The sequence below is a fragment of the Actinophytocola algeriensis genome, assembly GCF_014203735.1.
GTDB classification, from domain to species: domain Bacteria; phylum Actinomycetota; class Actinomycetes; order Mycobacteriales; family Pseudonocardiaceae; genus Actinophytocola; species Actinophytocola algeriensis.
Genome location: NZ_JACHJQ010000006.1, coordinates 731,646 through 749,596 on the forward strand (window position 1 = coordinate 731,646; position 17,951 = coordinate 749,596).

At 71.3% G+C, this 17,951-nt stretch carries 12 protein-coding genes; 2 read left to right on the forward strand and 10 right to left on the reverse strand.

Annotation, left to right across the window (positions count from 1 at the left end):
- Positions 1-12: 12 nt before the first annotated feature.
- From FHR82_RS30275 to FHR82_RS30300, 6 genes are all read right to left on the reverse strand, one after another.
- Entirely contained in the window at positions 13-1,158 is a 1,146-nt protein-coding gene (locus FHR82_RS30275) for an exonuclease SbcCD subunit D (RefSeq protein WP_184813956.1), read from the reverse strand.
- Positions 1,159-1,272: 114 nt separating this feature from the next.
- The gene (locus FHR82_RS30280; protein ID WP_184813957.1) at positions 1,273-3,054 is read right to left on the reverse strand and encodes an ATP-binding protein; all 1,782 of its coding nucleotides are present in this window, start codon (positions 3,052-3,054) and stop codon (positions 1,273-1,275) included.
- Between the two features lie 86 nt (positions 3,055-3,140).
- A complete protein-coding gene (locus tag FHR82_RS30285; protein ID WP_184813958.1) occupies positions 3,141-3,746 on the reverse strand; it encodes a hypothetical protein in 606 nt (201 codons plus the stop codon).
- A gap of 71 nt (positions 3,747-3,817) precedes the next feature.
- Positions 3,818-5,089 (reverse strand): M1 family metallopeptidase, encoded by a 1,272-nt coding sequence (locus tag FHR82_RS30290; protein ID WP_184813959.1) that lies wholly within the window; start codon positions 5,087-5,089, stop codon positions 3,818-3,820.
- Positions 5,080-8,904: a Pls/PosA family non-ribosomal peptide synthetase gene (locus FHR82_RS30295; RefSeq protein ID WP_184813960.1), complete on the reverse strand. Its 3,825-nt coding sequence runs from the start codon at positions 8,902-8,904 to the stop codon at positions 5,080-5,082. The genes FHR82_RS30290 and FHR82_RS30295 overlap by 10 nt, the downstream gene beginning before the upstream one ends.
- A 185-nt stretch (positions 8,905-9,089) precedes the next feature.
- Complete coding sequence (locus FHR82_RS30300; protein WP_184813961.1) at positions 9,090-9,368, reverse strand: DUF2277 domain-containing protein; 279 nt, start codon at positions 9,366-9,368, stop codon at positions 9,090-9,092.
- A 166-nt stretch (positions 9,369-9,534) separates the two neighbouring features.
- Here FHR82_RS30300 and FHR82_RS30305 point away from each other — a divergent pair, with 166 nt between their 5' ends.
- Entirely contained in the window at positions 9,535-10,344 is an 810-nt protein-coding gene (locus FHR82_RS30305; RefSeq protein ID WP_184813962.1) for an SGNH/GDSL hydrolase family protein, read from the forward strand.
- Positions 10,345-10,626: 282 nt separating this feature from the next.
- Positions 10,627-11,280, forward strand: a complete 654-nt coding sequence (locus FHR82_RS30310) for a response regulator transcription factor (RefSeq protein WP_184813963.1) — start codon at positions 10,627-10,629, stop codon at positions 11,278-11,280.
- On the opposite strand, the gene FHR82_RS30315 is transcribed toward FHR82_RS30310, so the two are convergent.
- The 4 genes from FHR82_RS30315 to lanKC form a co-directional block, all read right to left on the reverse strand.
- Entirely contained in the window at positions 11,266-12,954 is a 1,689-nt protein-coding gene (locus FHR82_RS30315) for an ATP-binding cassette domain-containing protein (protein WP_184813964.1), read from the reverse strand. The two genes, FHR82_RS30310 and FHR82_RS30315, sit on opposite strands and share 15 nt — an antisense overlap.
- A 402-nt stretch (positions 12,955-13,356) precedes the next feature.
- On the reverse strand, positions 13,357-14,967 hold the full coding sequence (locus FHR82_RS30320) for an ABC transporter ATP-binding protein (protein WP_184813965.1): 1,611 nt from the start codon (positions 14,965-14,967) through the stop codon (positions 13,357-13,359).
- A gap of 130 nt (positions 14,968-15,097) precedes the next feature.
- Positions 15,098-15,244 (reverse strand): SapB/AmfS family lanthipeptide, encoded by a 147-nt coding sequence (locus tag FHR82_RS30325; protein WP_184813966.1) that lies wholly within the window; start codon positions 15,242-15,244, stop codon positions 15,098-15,100.
- Between the two features lie 25 nt (positions 15,245-15,269).
- Positions 15,270-17,867, reverse strand: a complete 2,598-nt coding sequence (lanKC, locus tag FHR82_RS30330) for a class III lanthionine synthetase LanKC (RefSeq protein ID WP_184813967.1) — start codon at positions 17,865-17,867, stop codon at positions 15,270-15,272.
- Positions 17,868-17,951 lie beyond the last annotated feature (84 nt).

Below are 17,951 nucleotides of genomic sequence, written 5' to 3' on the forward strand. Positions count from 1 at the left end.
CGTCGCTCCCGCTCATGTCGACTCTTCGAGCAGCTCGGCGAACATGGCGCCCAGCCGGGGGTCGTCGATCTCCTTCTCCGACAGGAAGTCCGCGAACAGGTCGGTCGGCGACCGGCCCACCCGGGACTTCACCGCACCGGACTGGGCCCTGGCACGGAAGTTCTCGTCGATCTGCACGTCGAGCGTGTTCGGCAGCTTCTCGCGGACCATGTCGGCGATCCCGGCCTTGGCCTTCTCCTTGAGGATCACCCGCAGGAACGCGTCCCCCGCCTCCTCCCCCGCGGCGACCACCTCGTCGAACGTGCCCCGCAGGGTCGCGAGGCGGCGGCCGCCGGTCAGCGGCACCGGCCGGACCGTGGCGCGGGTGTCCGGCGTGACGTGCACGATCAGCGCGACCGACGTGTTGTCCTCCTCCCCGAAGTCCAGCGCGATCGGCGACCCCGAGTACGCGATGGGGCACGGCCCGCCGATCTCCTGGTACCGGTGCAGGTGCCCGAGCGCGGCGTAGTGCGTGCTGACGGGGAACGTGTCCGGTGGCACCTCGTAGCCGAGCAACTGCACCTGCCGCTCGCCGCCGCCCCAGCGGCCGCCCAGCATGGTGGCGTGTGTGGTGACGAGGTTGACCGTGTCGCCGCTGAAGTCCGCGCACAGCATGCCGATGATCGACCGCATGCGGTTGGCGTAGTCCTGGTTGTGCTGCGACGGCGCGTGCAGCAGGACCTCGGCGGCGCGGACCGCTACCCGGTGCGACAGGAACGGCAGCGCGGCGACCACGGCCTGCTCACCGGACCGGGCCTTGAGCGTCACGCTGCCGCCGCGGTCGGGCCGCTGCGGCGTGCCGACGACGTGCATGCCCAGCTCACCGAGCACCGGGCGGTACACGTCCTGCACGAGCCGCGCGTTGTCGTGGTTGCCCGCGAGCACCACCACGTGCCTGCCCTCGGCACGGAGCGCCATGAGCGTCTGCATGACCAGGCCCTGCGCCTGTGGGCTGGGCGCGGCGGTCTCGAACAGGTCGCCTGCGACGATGACGAGGTCGACGTCCTCCTCGTCGGCGACCCGCACGAGGTCGCGGAGGACGGCACGCTGCTCGTCGATGCGTGGCTGGTTCTTGAGCACCTTGCCGACGTGCCAGTCGGCCGTGTGCAGGATCTTCATGAGGCCCCTCTGTACGACTCAGTGCTGTCGATTCGCTCCGCAAGCTCCGCTCAGTGCTGTCGATTCGCTCCGCAAGCTCCGCTCAGTGCTGTCGATTCGCTCCGCAAGCTCCGCTCAGAACGGTGGTGGGTCGTCGTCCAGTCCGGCGAACGGGTCGGCGGGCGGCGCGGGACCGTCGTCGACACCGGTCCACGCCCCCTTCTCCGCGGGCCGCGTCGCCCACGCGGGGAACGGGAACTCGATCGCCAGCGGCACCGGGATGTCGGGCTGTGAGACGAACATCGTGCCGGGCTTCGCGATCGTCGCACGCTGCCGCTGCGCGGGCGGCAGGTAGCCGTACTCGGGCCGCGACGCCTCGGCCGGGTCGAGCCGTCCGGCGACGCGGATGGAGCAGTTCGCGACGATGCGCCGCTCCACCTCGGACGCGGTCTGCTGCGCGCCGATGAGGATCACGCCCAGCGACCGGCCCCGCTCGGCGACGTCGAGCAGGATCTGCTTGATCGGGCTGTCACCGTCACGCGGCGCGTACTTGTTCAGCTCGTCCAGCACGATGAACATCAGCGGCCGCGCGGTGCCCTGCTCTTCCTTGCGGCGGAACTCCTGCCGCAGCGACACACCGACCACGAACCGCTGCGCCCGGTCCGGCAGGTTGTGCAGGTCGATGACCGTGACCTGCGCCTTCGACGTGGTGAGCGACCGGTCGCCCCGGTCCTTGAGGTCCGACCGGATCAGCCGCTCGAGCGGCTTCACGGCCGAGCGGAGGCGACGCAGGAACGCGTTGACGCTGCCGGTCGACGTCGACCCGGCCACCCAGTCGCGGCGCAGCTCCTCGTCCAGCAGCTCGTCCTCGATCAGCCCGACGAGCTGCTCGAAGGTGCGGATCGGGCCGCCGTTGACCGCCTCCACCCCGGAGATCGAGATGGCCCCGTCCGCGCCGACCTTGGTGTAGTCCCGCTTGAGCCGGGCGGCGACCTGGCCGATCAGCATCGTGTACTGGGCGCGTTCGTCCTCGCCGTCGGCGAACACGAACGGCATCAGCTCCTGCTCGCAGAACTCGGCGAGCGTCCAGTAGAACGGCGACACCGCGCGGTCGCGGGCCCGCACGTCCGGGGTGCCACTCGGGTCACCCGGCCGCGGCGGCGCGAACACCTGCACGTTGCGGAACGACGAGGACGGCAGGCCGAGCACGCCGTACTTCGCGCGCATGGCGTCGGTGAGGCGGGAGTTCTCGTAGTCGAGGAACAGCAGGTCCTCGCCCTTGACCGAGAAGATCAGCGCCTTGGTGTTGTGCGCCTCGCCGTGCAGCACCCCCGAGTTGAAGATCGAGTGCAGCATGAACGTGGCGAACGAGGTCTTCGTCGCGATGCCGGAGACACCGGAGATCGAGACGTGGCCGCCGCGGGTGCCGTCGACGAACTCGAAGTTGAGGTACACCGGCTGCCCGTCACGCCCGATGCCGATCGGCACCTTCGCGTCGGCCATCGTGTCGAAGTACAGCGCCGAGTCACGGGCGTCGCCCTCGGCCCGCATCACCGGACTGCCGGGCCGCGGCGGCACGTACACCTCTGGCTCGACCCGGGTGACCGTCACCTCGGCGACCTCGGACACCTCGGCGGGCAACGCGCCCTGCTCGATGAGGAACACGTCGGACGCGAACCGCGCACCCTCGTGCCCGGCCTCGATCTGGGTGACCACCCCGGCGATCTGCACCTCGCTGCCGTCCGGCAGCTTGCGCTTGGTCACGACCACGTCGTCGAGTTGCAGGTACTGGTCGGCCGCGACCCCGACGGAGAACTCGAGCGGACTGGCGGCGACGGTGCCGACCACGAGGCCGACCGGCCTGGCCTGCCCGTTCGGCCCCACCGCCAGGTCCGTCGCGCCGTTCGGCTCTGGCACACGCGCTCCTTAGACGTTCGAGAGGCCCGCAGTCTATGTCCGCCCTCGGACACAGCCCGGGACCCCCGAACGTGGGCGTTGCGCGTCTACGGGAAACAGGCGGTGCTGTAGAAGCCCCACTGTCCAGCGTGCATGGCCCGCACGCCACGCGGTCCGTAGCGGCGGTAGGGCTCGTCGCGGATGTCGCCCTGCTCGCCCTTCACGAGCGGGTCGCCCCACTCCCAGGAGAAGTGGTCGGCGGTCGGGTCGTAGTTGCGGTAGAACCGGCCGGCCTCGCACCGGTTGGTCTCGCAGTGCGTGTAGGTGCCGTTGCAGGGCTCACGGAGTTCGGCGGTGGTGGGTTCGGCGGGCGCGGCGGGCAGGTCATAGGCCTCGCACAGGATGTACCCGGTCCGCGCGAGCTGCCACGAGTAGCCGTAGCACCAGAGCGGCTCGTAGGGGTCGGCGTGGTAGACGATGAACGTCGACCCGGCCCGCAACGCGCCAAGGTACGGGCCGTGCGGCGAGCAGACCGGCGGGTTCGACATCTCGTGCAGGTTCGTGTCGCGGTTGATGGTCCGCTGCCGGGGGTTGGGGTCCTTGAAGTGGCTGGCGCATTCCGGTGGCCGCGTGTCCTGGACGGACACGTCGGCGCTGGCGGGGACGGCGGCCGGAACCAGTGCGATCGCGGCCGCCAGGAGCACTTTCAGCATGTCATCCGACGCTACGGACGACTTTCACGCAGAGCGATCGGATGTGCGCGGAGAGAACACGACTGTGCACGTCACGGCAAAGAAGGTTGGTACAGCCACTGGTCGAAGAACGCCGTCAGCGAGCGGCCGGCGTGCCGTTGGGCCAGGGCTGCGAAGTCCGACGTCACCACCGTGCCGTGCCGGTGGGTGGCGGTCCACTCGCGCAGCAACGGGAAGAAGACCTCGTCGCCGACGAGCGTCCGCAGGGTGTGCAACGTGAGCGCACCCCGCTGGTAGAGGCGGTCGTCGAACATGTCGCGGGCCGGGGGGTCGCCGATGCGGAGGTTCTGCGGCATGGTCGCCAGCAGGGCCCTGGACCGGGCCGCGAGGGTCTCCGCGCGGGGGCCGCCCGACCGTTCCGACCACAGCCACTCCGCGTACGCGGCGAAGCCCTCGTTGAGCCAGATGTGCTGCCAGTCCGCGAGCCCGACGCTGTTGCCGAACCACTGGTGCGCCAGCTCGTGTGCGACCAGCCGCTCGTGACCTCGGTGGCCGTCGACGTGGTTGGCACCGAAGATCGACAGGCCCTGCGCCTCGACCGGCACCTCCAGCTCGTCGTCGGTCACGACGACCGCGTACTCCGCGAACGGGTACGGCCCGAACAGCTCCGTGAAGACCCGCATCATCTTGGGCTGGCGGGCGAAGTCGTGCTGGGCGGCGCGGGACAGTCCCCGCGACACCGCGAGGATCTGCCCCGGCGACAACAGGATCCGCTCGTAGAGTCCTATTTGGACAGTCGCGAGGTAGGGCGCCATCGGCTCGTCGGCCACGTAGGTCCACGTGGCGGTGGAGCCGCCGGAGGTGCGTGCCGACAGCACTCCGTTGGCCACCACGGTGTACGCGGTCGGGACGGTGACCTCGATGCGGAAGGTGGCCTTGGCGCCGACGTGGTCGTCGCACGGGAACCAGGACGGCGCGCCGACGGGCTGGCTCGCGACGATGACCCCGTCGGTCAGCTCGTCCCAGCCGACCTCGCCCCAGTACCGGGTGCGGACCGGCGTCGGCCGTCCCGCGTACCGGATCTCCACCGGGAAGGGGGTGTCCACGAGGAACCGGCCGCGGATGCGCACCTTCCCGCCGCGGTGGGTCCACCGCACGGGTTTGCCGTCCACCAGCACGCGCTCGATGCGGAACGGTCCGAGGTCGAACACGAGCGGGGTGTCCGCGGCGGCCGCGACCACGGTCAGTCGCGCCTTCCCCGACAGCCGCCCGGTCGCCGGTTTCGTCGCCAGCTCGAGGTCGTAGTGCGAGACCCGGTAGCCGTGGTTGCCGTGCCCGAGCAGGCCGGTGTCGCTCAACGCCATGCGGCGACGGGGTTGCCGAGCCAGCGGGTCCCCGCGGGCATCTGCTCTCCCGCCATGACGAGCGACGCGGGACCGACACACGTGTGTGCCCCGACGGTGGTTCCTGGCAGCACGATCCCGTGCGGGCCGAGCGTCGCGCCCGCCGCCAATGTCACCTGGTCCATGCGCAGGATCCGATCATGGAACAGGTGCGTTTGTACAACACACCCCCGGTTGACGGTCGCCCCGTCACCCAGATGGACCAGGTCTGCCTCGGGCAGCCAGTACGAGTCGCACCACACGCCGCGGCCGACCCGCGCGCCCAGCGCCCGCAGCCACCACGACATCAGCGGGGTGCCGCCGACCGAACCGACGAGCCACGGCACCGCCAGGACCTCGACGAACGTGTCCGCGAGCTCGTTGCGCCACACGAACGACGACCACAGCGGGTGGTTGCGCGCCCGGAAGCGGCCGACCAGCAGCCACTTCGCGGCCACCGCCACCGCGCACGCGGCGAGTCCGCCACCGATGAGCAGCACGCCGCTCACCAGCAGCCCGAGCGGGAAGCCGACCTCGCCGATCGCCGCGAACACGAGCACGGCGAGCGCGACAGAGCACATCATCGGCACGACCCGGCACAGCTCGACGAGTGCGCGGGCGACCAGCAGCCGCCGCGGCGGCTCGTAGGTGCGCCCGGCGTCGCCGCGCTCGGCGACGCGCGGCAGCTTCATCGGCGGCATGCCCAGGTAGGAACTGCCGGCCTTGGCGCGTTTCGGCGCCGCGGACAGCACCCCGACGAGACCGCGTTTGGGCACGGACCGGCCGGGTGCGGCCATGCCGGAGTTGCCGACGAACGCCCGTTTCCCGACCCGCACGGCCGCGATCCGCAGCCAGCCGCCGCCGAGTTCGTAGGAGGCGACCATGGTGTCGTCGGCGAGGAACGCGCCGTCGCCGACGGTCGTCATCGCGGGCAGCGCCACGACGGTCGAGGCCTCGACGTGCCTGCCGACGCGCATGCCGAGCGCCCGCAGCCAGACCGGCGTGAACAGGCTGGCGTACAAGGGGAACAGGAGACTCCTGGCGGAGTCCATGAGCCGCAACGTGGTCCACGCCTGCCACGCGACCCGGCCGCGCACGGGGTGGTGCCCCTCGTGCAGGCCGATCCCGAGCAGCCGCACGGACACCAGCGTCAGCAGCGCGTGCGTGACGAGCCACGTCACCGTCACCGCCGGCACGGCCGCGAGCGCGGCACCGAGCGTCGGGGTGCCGCCGAGGAACAGCGTGAACACCCACAGGGCGGGCAGGGCCGACACGACGGGCAGGAGTCCGAGCAGGACGGACGTGACGTCGTAGACGGCGAGCCACGTGCGGGGCCGGGCCGGGCGGGCCTTGGGCCAGCGGTGCGCGGCCTTGCCCTGCTTGGCCGCCGGCACACCGGACCAGCGCTGTCCGGTCGGGACGGACCCGACCACACCGGAGCCGGGCGCGATCTCGGCGCGCTTGCCGATGCGGGCGCCGGGGAACAGGGTGCTGCGGGCGCCGACGGTCGCGTCCGCGCCGACGCGGATCTTGCCGATGTGGACGAGGTCGCCGTCGACCCACGTGCCGGACAGGTCGACCTCGGGCTCGATCGCGGCGCCGCGGCACACCTTGAGCATGCCGGTGACCGGCGGCAACGAGTGCAGGTCGGCACCGTCGGCGACGCGGGCACCGAGCGCGCGGGCGTAGTGGGTGAGCCAGGAGCCCGCGAGGTCGGTGGCACCGGACCGTTCCGCGAGCTGCTCGGCCGCCCACAGTCGCAGGTGGACACCGCCGCCACGCGGATAGGTGCCGGGTTTGACGCCACGCAACAACATCCGCGCGCCACCGGCGGCGATCGCGAGCCGTCCCGGCGGGCTGAACAGCAGCAGCCAGCCAGCGCCGACGAGCCACCACGACGTGGTGAACGGGTAGCCGAGGAGGTTGCCGAGCGCGGCGAGCACGACCGTCCACCGCAGACCGACGATCGTCAGCAGCGGCAGCATCGCGAGGGTCTGGATGACCGCGGCGCGCCGCGGCACCGGGGCGATCTCGCGGGTCGAGGCCTGTGGGCCTGCCAGCTCGTCGAGCCGCGCGGCCAGCGCCGCGACGGTCGGCCGGTGGTAGACGTCGCTCACCGACACCGACGGGTGGTCGGCGCGGACCAGCGAGACGAGCCGGGCGGCGGCGAGGCTGCCGCCGCCGGACGCGAAGAAGTCCGCGCCGGGTCCGGCGGGCGGCGCGCCGAGCACCTCGGCCCAGCGCTCGCCGAGCCACGCCTGGGTGCCGTGCAGTTCCCCGGCGGCCACCTCGCCGAGATCCAGCGGCCAGGGCAACGCGTTCCGGTCGACCTTGCCGGACGTGCGGGTGGGCAGCGTGCCGACGACCGCGAGCCGCGGCACGAGCGCGGCGGGCATGGCCTCCCGCAGCCGGGTCAGCGCGCTGTCGGCGTCGAAGTCCGGGGCCACGACGACGTAGCCGACGAGCAGCTGGGTGCCGCTCGCGGTGGTGCGGACGGCCGCGGCGGCGCCGGAGACACCCGGCAGTGCCTGCAGCGCGGCGTCGATCTCGCCCAGCTCGATGCGGCGGCCGCCGAGCTTGACCTGCTCGTCGGCGCGGCCGAGGAACAGCAGCCCTTCGGGTTCGGCACGCACGAGGTCGCCGCTGCGGTAGGCGCGGGTCCAGCCCAGCGACGGCAGCGGCGCGTACTTCTCGGCGTCCTTGGCGGGGTCGAGGTAGCGCGCGAGGCCGACACCGCCGATGACCAGCTCACCCGTGCCGCCCATGGGCACGACCTCGCCTGCCTGGTCGACGACCGCCAGCTCCCAGCCCGCGAGCGGCAGCCCGATGCGGACCGGGCCCTCGCCGGTCATCCTCGCGCCGCACGCGACGACCGTGGCCTCGGTCGGGCCGTAGGTGTTCCACACCTCGCGACCGTCCTGGGCGAGACGTGCCGCCAGGTCGGGCGGGCACGCCTCGCCGCCGAGGATCAGCAGCCGCACGTCCAGCAGCGCCTCGGCCGGCCACAGCGCGACGAGCGTCGGCACGGTGGAGACGACGGTGATCTCCTGCTCCACCAGCCACGGTCCGAGGTCCACCCCGGTGCGGACGAGCCAGCGCGGCGCGGGCACCAGGCACGCTCCGTTGCGCCACGCGAGCCACATCTCCTCGCAGGAGGCGTCGAACGCGACGGACAGCCCGGCGAGCACGCGGTCGTCCGGGCCGATCGGGCCGACCGAATCGGTGGCGAGGAACAGGTCGGCCTCGGCGTCGACGAACGCGGCGGCGGCGCGGTGGCTGACCGCCACGCCCTTGGGCCTGCCGGTGGAGCCGGAGGTGAAGATGATCCACGCGTCGTCGCCGAGCCCGGCCTGGCCGCGGCCCGCCGGGGTGTCGAGCACGACCAGCTCGCGGCCCTCACCCAGCACCGCGCACACGGCGGCCTCGGTGAAGACGAGGTCGGCGCGCTCGTCGGGGTCCTCGAAGTCGACGGGCACGTACGCCGCGCCCGCCGCGAGCACCGCGAGGATGGCGACGTACAGGTCGGCGGTGCCGGACGGCACCCGGATGCCGACGCGGTCACCGGCGCCGATGCCCTCGGCGGTGAGCTTCTGCCGCAGCTCGTCGACCGCGGCCAGCAGACCGGTGTAGGTGAGGACGGTCGTGCCGTCGTCGATCGCGGACGCCGCCGGGTGGCGGGCCGCGGTGTCGGCGAGCACGTCGTTCAGGGTGCGCGGTGCCGCGGCCGCGGCACCGCTGAAGAGGGCGAGCGGTGTGGTGAGGGTATCGAGCAGTGACTCGGTACAGACGGCAGTCATCGATCACCGGCCGGACGCAGGCGCAACGGGTCCTCCGCAGTCAGTGCTGCGTCCGACGGTGTACGGGGCAGCAGACCCGGCTGGCGAACAGACGGGCGACCCGCGACTTTACCTCGGGATCACGCTGAGTACCCAATCGCGCTACTCGACCGTGCGAGAGGTCACAGAGGGTTAGAACGGGCCTGCTAGTCCTTGGCCGCCCGTGCCGCGATCCGGGCGCGGACTTCCGGCCTGCGCAGCGGCGGCACGGTCGTCGGCGGCCGCTTGCGCGGCGGCAGCTCGGCCAGCAGGCGGTTGGTGGTCGCGGAGATCTCGGCCACGGCCTGCTCGATCGCGGCGCGGGTGCTGTCGGTGACGGTGGCGACGCCTGACACCTTGCGGACGAACTGCAGCGCCGCCGCCGTGATCTCCTCATCGGTGGCGGCTGGCTCGAGCCCGCGGAGCGGGGTGATGTTGCGGCACATGCGCCCGACTCTAACCCCTCGACCTAGAGGCGACAGAAAGTCGCGAACTCTCTCGAATAGCCGAAAACTTCTACCGATTCGGCCGATTGCCCGGTCGCCGAAAAGGCCCCCACGCTGATCATGTCCGGCCTCCCGGACGTCCCCCTGCTACGTGTGGAGGCAGACCATGCGATCCGGCACACGACTGGCGTTGGCGACCGCCATCGCCACCCTGCTCACCCTCATCGGAGTCGGCGGCCAGGCTGGGGCAGCACCCGGCCCGTACACCGCGCTCGGCGACTCGTACTCCTCCGGCGTCGGCACCCGCACCTACTACTCGGACAGCGGCTCCTGCTACCGCGGGCCGAAGGCGTACCCGGTGCAGGTGGCCGCGCGGCTCGGCGCGCCGCTGACGTTCGCCGCGTGCTCCGGGGCGCGGGTCCCGGACGTGCTCAACCAGCTCGGCAGCCTCACCACGAGCACCGCGCTGGTGACCGTGTCGGTCGGCGGCAACGACGCCGGGTTCGCCGACGTGATCACCCAGTGCGCCCTGCCGTGGCCGTGGACCTGCACCACCGACATCACAGGCGCTAACAACTACATCCGCAACACACTGCCCGGCGCACTGAACAACCTGTACAACCAGATCCGCACGCGGGCACCGAACGCGCGGGTGGTCGTGGTCGGCTACCCGCGGCTGTTCAACGGCGAGGAGTGCAACGTCGGCGCGCGGATCAGCCCGTCGGAACAGTCCGCGCTGAACGCCACCGCCGACCTGCTCGCGACGACCATCGCGGGCCGGGCCGCCGCGTACGGGTTCCGGTTCGTCGACGTGCGCCCGGCGTTCACCGGGCACGCGGTGTGCGACGACGCCGAGTGGCTCAACGGGCTCTCGAACCCGGTGCTGGAGTCCTATCACCCGAATGCCGCCGGACACACGTCCGGCTACACCCCGCTCGTCGCGAATGCACTCAGCGCAGCCGTGACAAAGGTCTGAACCAGCCAGGAGACCAACCGTCTGGTGCGGATGCCGTAGTGCATCTGCACCAGATGGGCGCTTGTGTGAAAATCCCCCGACTGGGTCTTCGCTACCCCGTCCGAGAATTACGGAACCTATTTTCTGTAGCATTCTCGCGCCGTATCCAGTTCATTGTTTCCCTCGTTGCTCCATGTGAAGGACGATCTGTAACAAGAATTCGGTCAGCCGTGACCTTCTCTGTGGGACGGCGATCGGATAGGGGTCGCCGCACCAGGCTGATTACCGTCCCCAGGAGGAGGCATGGCGCGTCGCAGTTCCGGCGACTCGGAGGCACAGGATGAGGGAAGATCCATCCGGGTCCTGCTTGCGGAAGACATGGATCTTCTCCGCACGGCCTTGGTGAGCTTGTTGTCGGTGGAGGAGGACATAGAGGTCATCGCCGATCTGAAATGCAACGAGAGGGCGGTGTCGGTGGCGGTCCGGTTGCGACCGGATGTCGCGGTGGTCTCCGCCGACCTGCCGGAGAACAAGGGTTTGACGACTGTCCACGAGCTGCGCAAGCGGCTGCCGGAGTGCCAGATCGTGGCCCTGACGGTGAAGCGGCCGGTTGGTTTGCTGAAACGACTGCTCGCGGCCGATGTGTCCGGTCTGATCGACAAGAACGCACCGGCGGCGCGGTTGCTGCACGCGATCCGCGGCGTCGCGCAGGGCGGGACCGTGATCGACGCGAACCTGGTGATCGCCGCGCTGTCCGCCGGCCGGAACCCGTTCACCCCGAGGGAGCTGTCGGTGCTGCAGCTGGCGGCCGAGGGCGCGAGCGGTCCCGAGATCGCGAAGCAGCTGTCGCTGTCGCCGGGGACGGTGCGCAACTACCTGTCGAACGCGATGAACAAGACCGGGGCCCGGACCCGGATCGACGCGATCCGCATCGCGACCGAGTCAGGCTGGCTGTGACGCCTTCCGCGTGTCACGGCCCGCTTCCCAGTGACCGAGGAGGTCCCGGTAGAGCGGCGAGGTGCGGCGCAGGGTGGTGTGGTCACCGATGGCCGCACCGGCTCCGTCGAGCACGAGCACCCGGTCGGCCCGGAGGGCGGAACTGATGCGGTGCGCGATCACGATCAATGTGCCGCGGTCGGCGAAGGCGTCCTCGGCCCGCCGCTCGGCCACCGGATCGAGGTGGCAGGTGGCCTCGTCGAGGACGACCAGGGGTGCGGGTGACAGGTAGGCCCGCACGAGTGCGACGAGCTGTCGTTCCCCGGCGGACATGTCCCCTGGCCGCAGTTCGGTGTCGTAGTCACCGAGGTCGGCGCCGACCGCCGAGGCGGCGGCGTCCAGGTCCGCGGTCGTGGCGTCCGGGTTGAGGTAGGTGAGGTTCTCCCGCAGGGTGCCGGTGAAGACGTAGGCCTCCTGCGGGATCAGCACCCGCACGTGTTCTGGACGTGCCAGGTCGGCGGCGGGCACCCCACCGAGGGTGACCTCGCCCCGGTCCGGCCGCAGCAACCCGCACAGCAGGCTGACCACCGTGGATTTCCCGATACCGCTGGGCCCGACGACGGCGAGGTGCTCACCGTGCGCGACGGTGAGATCGAGGCGGTCGATGACGGGCTCGGCGTGCGGCCCGTAGGCGAAGGTGACGTTGTCGAGGCGGACGGCGTGCCCGTCACCCGTCTCGTCCCGCCGTGGCCCGGCGACGACGTCCGTGGCGGCGAGTACCCGCCCGAGGGTGATGACGAACCGCAACCCGCTTCCCCCGACCCCGGCGACGAAGTTCTGCAGTGCGGGCTGGAGTCCGAAGAGCACGTAGGTGGCGCCACCCATGAGCGCACCGGCGGTGAGCCCGTTGCCGACGAGCCAGGGCCCGGCGAAGAGCAGGACCAGCAGGGGGAGCCAGCCGCCGATGGCGAAACAGGCGGTCCGCAGGGCGGCGACCTTGGCGAGTGCCCGCTCGGCGGCGGCCTGCTCGGCGATGGGCACGGCGACGAGCGCACGGGCCTTGTCTTCGGTACCGCATGCGGAGACGTCGCGCACCCCGGAGAACACCCGGTCGGCGGCGTCGCTGAGCCGCTCGTCGGCGAGCACGGAAGCCCGCTGCCGCGCGGCGGCGACCCCGAGCACGGCCAGGAAGGCGAGGAGCCCGAGCAGGAACGGCGGCAAGATCAGCAGGGCGATGACGGGCGCTACGGAGAGCGACCCGGCGACCACCCCGGCAACGGTGACGACGAACCCCCGGACGACGATGACCAGCCCGGCGTAGGTGTCCCGGACTATCTCGACCTGACGGGTGAGCCGGGCGAGCGCGCCGTGGTCTGGTCGTCCGTCGGCGCCGTTGCGCAACGCGCCACCGACGACCCGCCGGACGAGCGTGTCCCGGAAGGGTTCCGCGAGGTCCCCGAGCCGCCGGAACACCATGCGCGTCCCGACCGCTCCGACGAGCGAGACGACGACGAGGGACGCGAGCCACAGCAGTCCGACGTCGGTCCGCCCGGCGAGGAACCCGCGGTCGACGGCGTTGGCGACGGCGACTCCGGACACGGCGGCGGGCAGTGCTTCCGGCAGGGACCAGAGCAGGAGAGCGGTGGTAGGCCGCGCGGAAAGCGACCCGACGGCGTAACGAAGTTCCCGTTTCACGTCAACACCCGCCACCCACGAACCCGGACGAGTGTCCCATCCGTGCGGCGGACGGGCCCCCGGTTTTCACACTATCAACGGCCACCGACAGATTGGGCCGCCGCAATGCCCCTAAAGGACCGTTGAACATCTCGACGTTGCCCCCATGGACACCCTCACCCGCCGCAATATCACAAGCTCTCCGGAAATTCCCCAACCCCGCCGACAGGAAACCGAGCGAATGTCCCATTGGCACGCTCGGGGGCCCCCCGATAGCAACGCTATCAACGGCCACCGACAAAACCGGGCCGCGCGAACCAGTTGTCCACAGCCCAGCGATCACCAGGCCGGGCGAACGGTCCATTCGCGCGCCCGGTGGCCCCCCGGTTTTCACGTTATCGGTGTCCACCGACAACCCGCGGCTCATCCGAACACCTCGCGGTACCCACGATCAGCCCACAGCTCCTCATGCGTCCCCACCGCCCGCACGCCCCCGCCCTCCAGCCACACCACCAGGTCCGCCCGCGCGGCCGTCGACAACCGGTGCGTCACCACCAGCCGCGTCCGCCCGCCCGCCTCGATCATCGCCCGGCTGATCCGCAGCTCCGTCACCATGTCCACACTCGACGTCGCGTCGTCGAGCACCAGCAACCGCGACGCCCCCCACGCCCGCGCCAGCCCCAGCCGCTGCAGCTCGCCACCCGACATCGGTGCCGCCGACAGCGGTGTGTCGTACCCGGACGGCAGCCGCGACACGAAATCGTGGGCGTAGGTCGCCCGCGCCGCCTCCTCCGCGTGGTCGCCGATCGCCGCGCGCACCGTAGCGCCGACCAGCCGCGGCCGTTCGAACGCCACCCCCACCGCCGACCGCAACTCGCGGTGCGACAACGACGACAGCGGCACCCCGTCCAACAGCACCGTCCCCGCGGACGGGTCGCGCAACCGCGCCGCCACCGCCGCGAGCACCGACTTCCCCGCACCCGACCGGCCCACCACGGCGACCGACGACCCGCCCGGCACCGTGAACGTCACCTCCGTGAGCAGCGAGTCCACCGACACGCCGCAGAACGCCAACCTCCCCCGCCCCCACGGCAGCGTCCCGTCGCCATAGGACACCGGAGACACCGCGAGGACCTCACCCACCCGCGACGCACCCGCCCGCGCCCGCGCCAGCCTGCCGAACACGCTCGTCAACGAACCCAGCCCCGCGCCGAGCATCGCGTACTGCCCGGCCGCGAACAGCTCACCCGGCGTCACCCGCCCCGCCGACAACGCCCATCCCCCGGTCCCCAGCACCGCCACCAGCACCAGCGGCCCCACCACCGCGCCCTGCGCCGCCGCCCCCGACAGCACCCGCCAGCTCCGCATGCCCTGCTCGTGCAGCTCCGGCAGCGACGCCAGCACCCGGCGCTCCTCGCGCGGAGCGGTGCCCGCCGCCGCGATCGTCCGCAGACCGGCGAGTGACTCCGACAGCCGTGCCGCGATCCGGCCCTGCACCGTCAGGTACGCCGTCACCACCGACGCGGTCCGCACCGTGAACAGCCGCAGCACCACCGCCACCATGCCGATGCCGGCGAGGAACGCCACCGCCAGCCAGATGTCCAGGTACGCCAACAGAAGGAGGCTGCCGACCGGCGGCAGCACCGATGTCCACACCGTCACGAGCGCGGGCCCGGCGTTCGCGGCCTCCGCCGCGTTGCCCGACACCCGGCTCACCAGATCACCCGTCGCGAACCCGTGCCGCGGCCCGGCCGACAGCACGTGCCGCACGAGGCGGTCGCGCACCCACGCCGTCGTGCCCGCGACACACGCGGTGCCCGCGAACGCGTCGACCAGGTCGGCCGCGATCCCGAGCGCGATCAACCCGGCCGCCAGCCAGAACCACACCGGCGACCCGCCGTACACGATCGCGTCGACCGCGCGGCCCAGCACCAGCGGCAACGCCAGCGCACCGAGCGTGCCGAGCAGCGCGCTGGCTCCGATCAGCGGCAGCCAGCCACCGGCTTTCCTGGCGATCTCGCCGAAGGCCTCCACGGGTTACCCTTCTCCACAAGGGTCGCGGTCCCGGACAAACGCCAGTTGTCCGGGACCGCGTCCCGCTCCTACGCCCCGATGGACGTCAGAGCGATGCTCGTCACTCAGTAGCGATGCTCGCTACGAATGCTCAGTGGCAGATCAGCACGCTCAGGCCGGAGCCGCCGCCGCACAGGGTGACGGACAGGTTCGACGGGCACGACTGGCTGCTGCCACTGCCACCGTGGCCGCCCGTCTGCGGTGCGTTTTCCATGCCCTGGAGGTCGAGAAGTGCCATTGTTGGCTCCTTTTTCGGGGGTTTTCTACTGACCCACGCCAGCAGGCGTGGGGGTCTGTGGTGTGGCCGGCCGGGACAAGGTCAACAGCGGCGCCTGTACCGGCCGGCCGTGCATCGCGGCGCCGAGCGCGAGGAGCACCCCGGCGGTGCCCGTCGCGAAGTCCATGGACAGCCGCAGCAACCCGGTGCCGGGGAACGCCATGCCCTCGCCGAACGGCAGCGCGTGCCACGCGAGGTTGCGGACCTGCCGGGCCACGTCCGGATCCGTGGCCGGGTCGTCGGCGCGGCCTGCCAGGTACAGCAGCACACCGGCGCGACCGGTGAGCAGGCCCGGGAGGATGTACATGGGTGAGCGGGCGGTGCGTGCCACGGCCGCGGCGGCGTCGGCGAACTGCTCGTCGTGGCGTCTGCGCAGGTACTCGTCGAGCACCACGCCGATGCCGATGCTGCCGCCGTCGAGGTAGGGCATGGACCGCCAGCCCTCGTTGACCTCGAGCGTGCCGTTGTCCCGCCGCACGCACCGCCGCAGGTCGAACCGCAACGCGTCCGCGGCGCGGTCCAGGTAGACGGTGTCGCCGGTGTCGTCGTACATGCGGATCAGGAACAGCGCCGCACCCGACCGCCCTCGGAACAAGCCGGCCCACGGCTGACCCGACCCGCTGATCGGGGTGTCGTCGGTGGCGTCCTCCGGGCCCTGCGCGTCGGCGACGAGTTCGGCCGCGCGGTGTGCCGCCACCCGCAACGCGGGCTCGGCCGTCGAATCGGCCAGGTGCAGGAGGTTGAGACCGAACCCGGGCACACCACCGAACAGGTCGTGCCCCATGCTCTCCCAGTTCTCGCGCAGGCAGATGTCGACGACGTCGAGCGCCTCCTGCCGATGACCGAGGTGCGCCAGCGTGAACGCGGCGCCGTGCAGCCCGTCGTAGAGGCCGAGCCTGCTGCCGCCCACCGGGTTGGTCGCCCGCCGCAGCAGCCACTGCTCGTACTCCTCCACGCGGCCGCCGCCGGTGACCTCCAGCGCGTACAGCACACCCGCGGCGCCGTACGCGAGCCCGAGCCCGCCGACCGCGAACTGCTGCGGGTCCCCGGGGAACAACCGGTCGTCGCGGTCCGGGGTGGCGCTCGCGCGGATCGACCGGACCAGGTCGTCGCGTAACGCCGGCCACGCGGCGGGATCCGGTTCGATGCGCGGACTGGGCACGCGCGGAGTACCCAGCGGCACCACCATGTCGACCGCAGGCCGCAGCCAGTCCATGGGCACCGGGAAGTGTTCGGTGATGATCTCCGCGAAGTGCCGTGCCTTCAGCCGGTGCAGGCCGAGCAGGTTGGTCATCGGCAGGAACAGCGCGAACCTCAGGCACGCGAGCGCATAGCGGTCGATGTCGAATCCGTGCACGTCACGGGGCGGCGCGAAGCCCGGGTTGTTGAGGCCGGGGCGGGTCGCGTCCTCGACCGGCGAGGTGACCTCGTAGTCCAGCAGCGCGATCGTGTCGTCCTCGCGCACCACGATGTTGAACAGGTGCAGGTCGCCGTACACGATGCCGCGCTCGTGGATCTTCTCGATGGTCTCGCTCGCCTGGCGGTGGATGTCCACCGCCCACCGCGTGAAGTCCGCGTAGTCCGCAGGCGTGGACATCGGGTCGATCAGCGGGTAGCGCAGCACGATCGCCTTGCCGAGCACCTCGCCCTCGACGTGCTCCATCACCAGGAACTGGTGCTCGCCGAGTGTGAACCGGTCGTGCACGGCAGGCACGCCCGGGATGCCTGCGAGCGCGGTGAGCGTCTCGTGTTCGCGGATGAGGCGCCGCACCGCGTCGTGCCCGTAGGAGTCGAGACCGGCGTGCGGGCGGGCCTCCTTGAGCACGATCTCGTTGCCGGTGCGGGTGTCGTGGCCCGCGTAGATGCCGCCGCCGTTGGAGAAGTGCAGCACCCGCTCGATCGTGTACGGCAGGTCGCCGATCGTGACCGCGTTGCGGGCGGCCAGGTGCGGCTCGAGGAACACGGGCAGCGTCACCCACGGCGGCACGTAGAAGACGGGGTCGCGGCGGTCGGCGACGAGGTTGCCGTCGGGATCCGCGATCGCGTCCACCACGACACCGGTACTGTCCACTGTGTACCGATTGGCGAACGCGCCGTACCGCACGTACAGCGGGCCCGTGCCCCAGCGCAGGTCGGAGAGGATGTACGGGCTGGGTTCGCCGTCGAGCCGCGCGCCGAGTTCGGTGAGGATGCGCTCGCACGCGGCGTCGTCCTCGGGGTAGATCGTGACGAGCTTGCCGGCGTAACCGCGCGGCGCGTACTTCGACACCCTGGCGAGCAGTGCGGACGACGATCTCAGGAACTTGAACGAGATGCCGCGCTCGACGCAGTAGTCCCACACCGTGTCGAGCACCCGGGGTGCGTTGTCCTGGGTCGCCGAGGCGTGGATCTTCCAGCCCTGCAAGGGATGGTTCTGCCGAACAGGTGGGTTGATGACAAACCAGTCGTCCTGTTCGCGCAACGTCCACCCAGCCGGCAGCGAGCGCGAGGCGGTGGCGAACGACTCTCCTGCCGTCGCCTCCGAGTACATGGCGTCGTAGAACGACGGATCCGCCATGCAGAACGGCTGGTAGTCCTGGTCCATCCTCGGTCGCTCCGCTCGTCGGTGGGGAAGCCGAGAGCAATCGTGCCGCTACGGAAGGCCCTGGAATTAGTGCAAACTGTCACT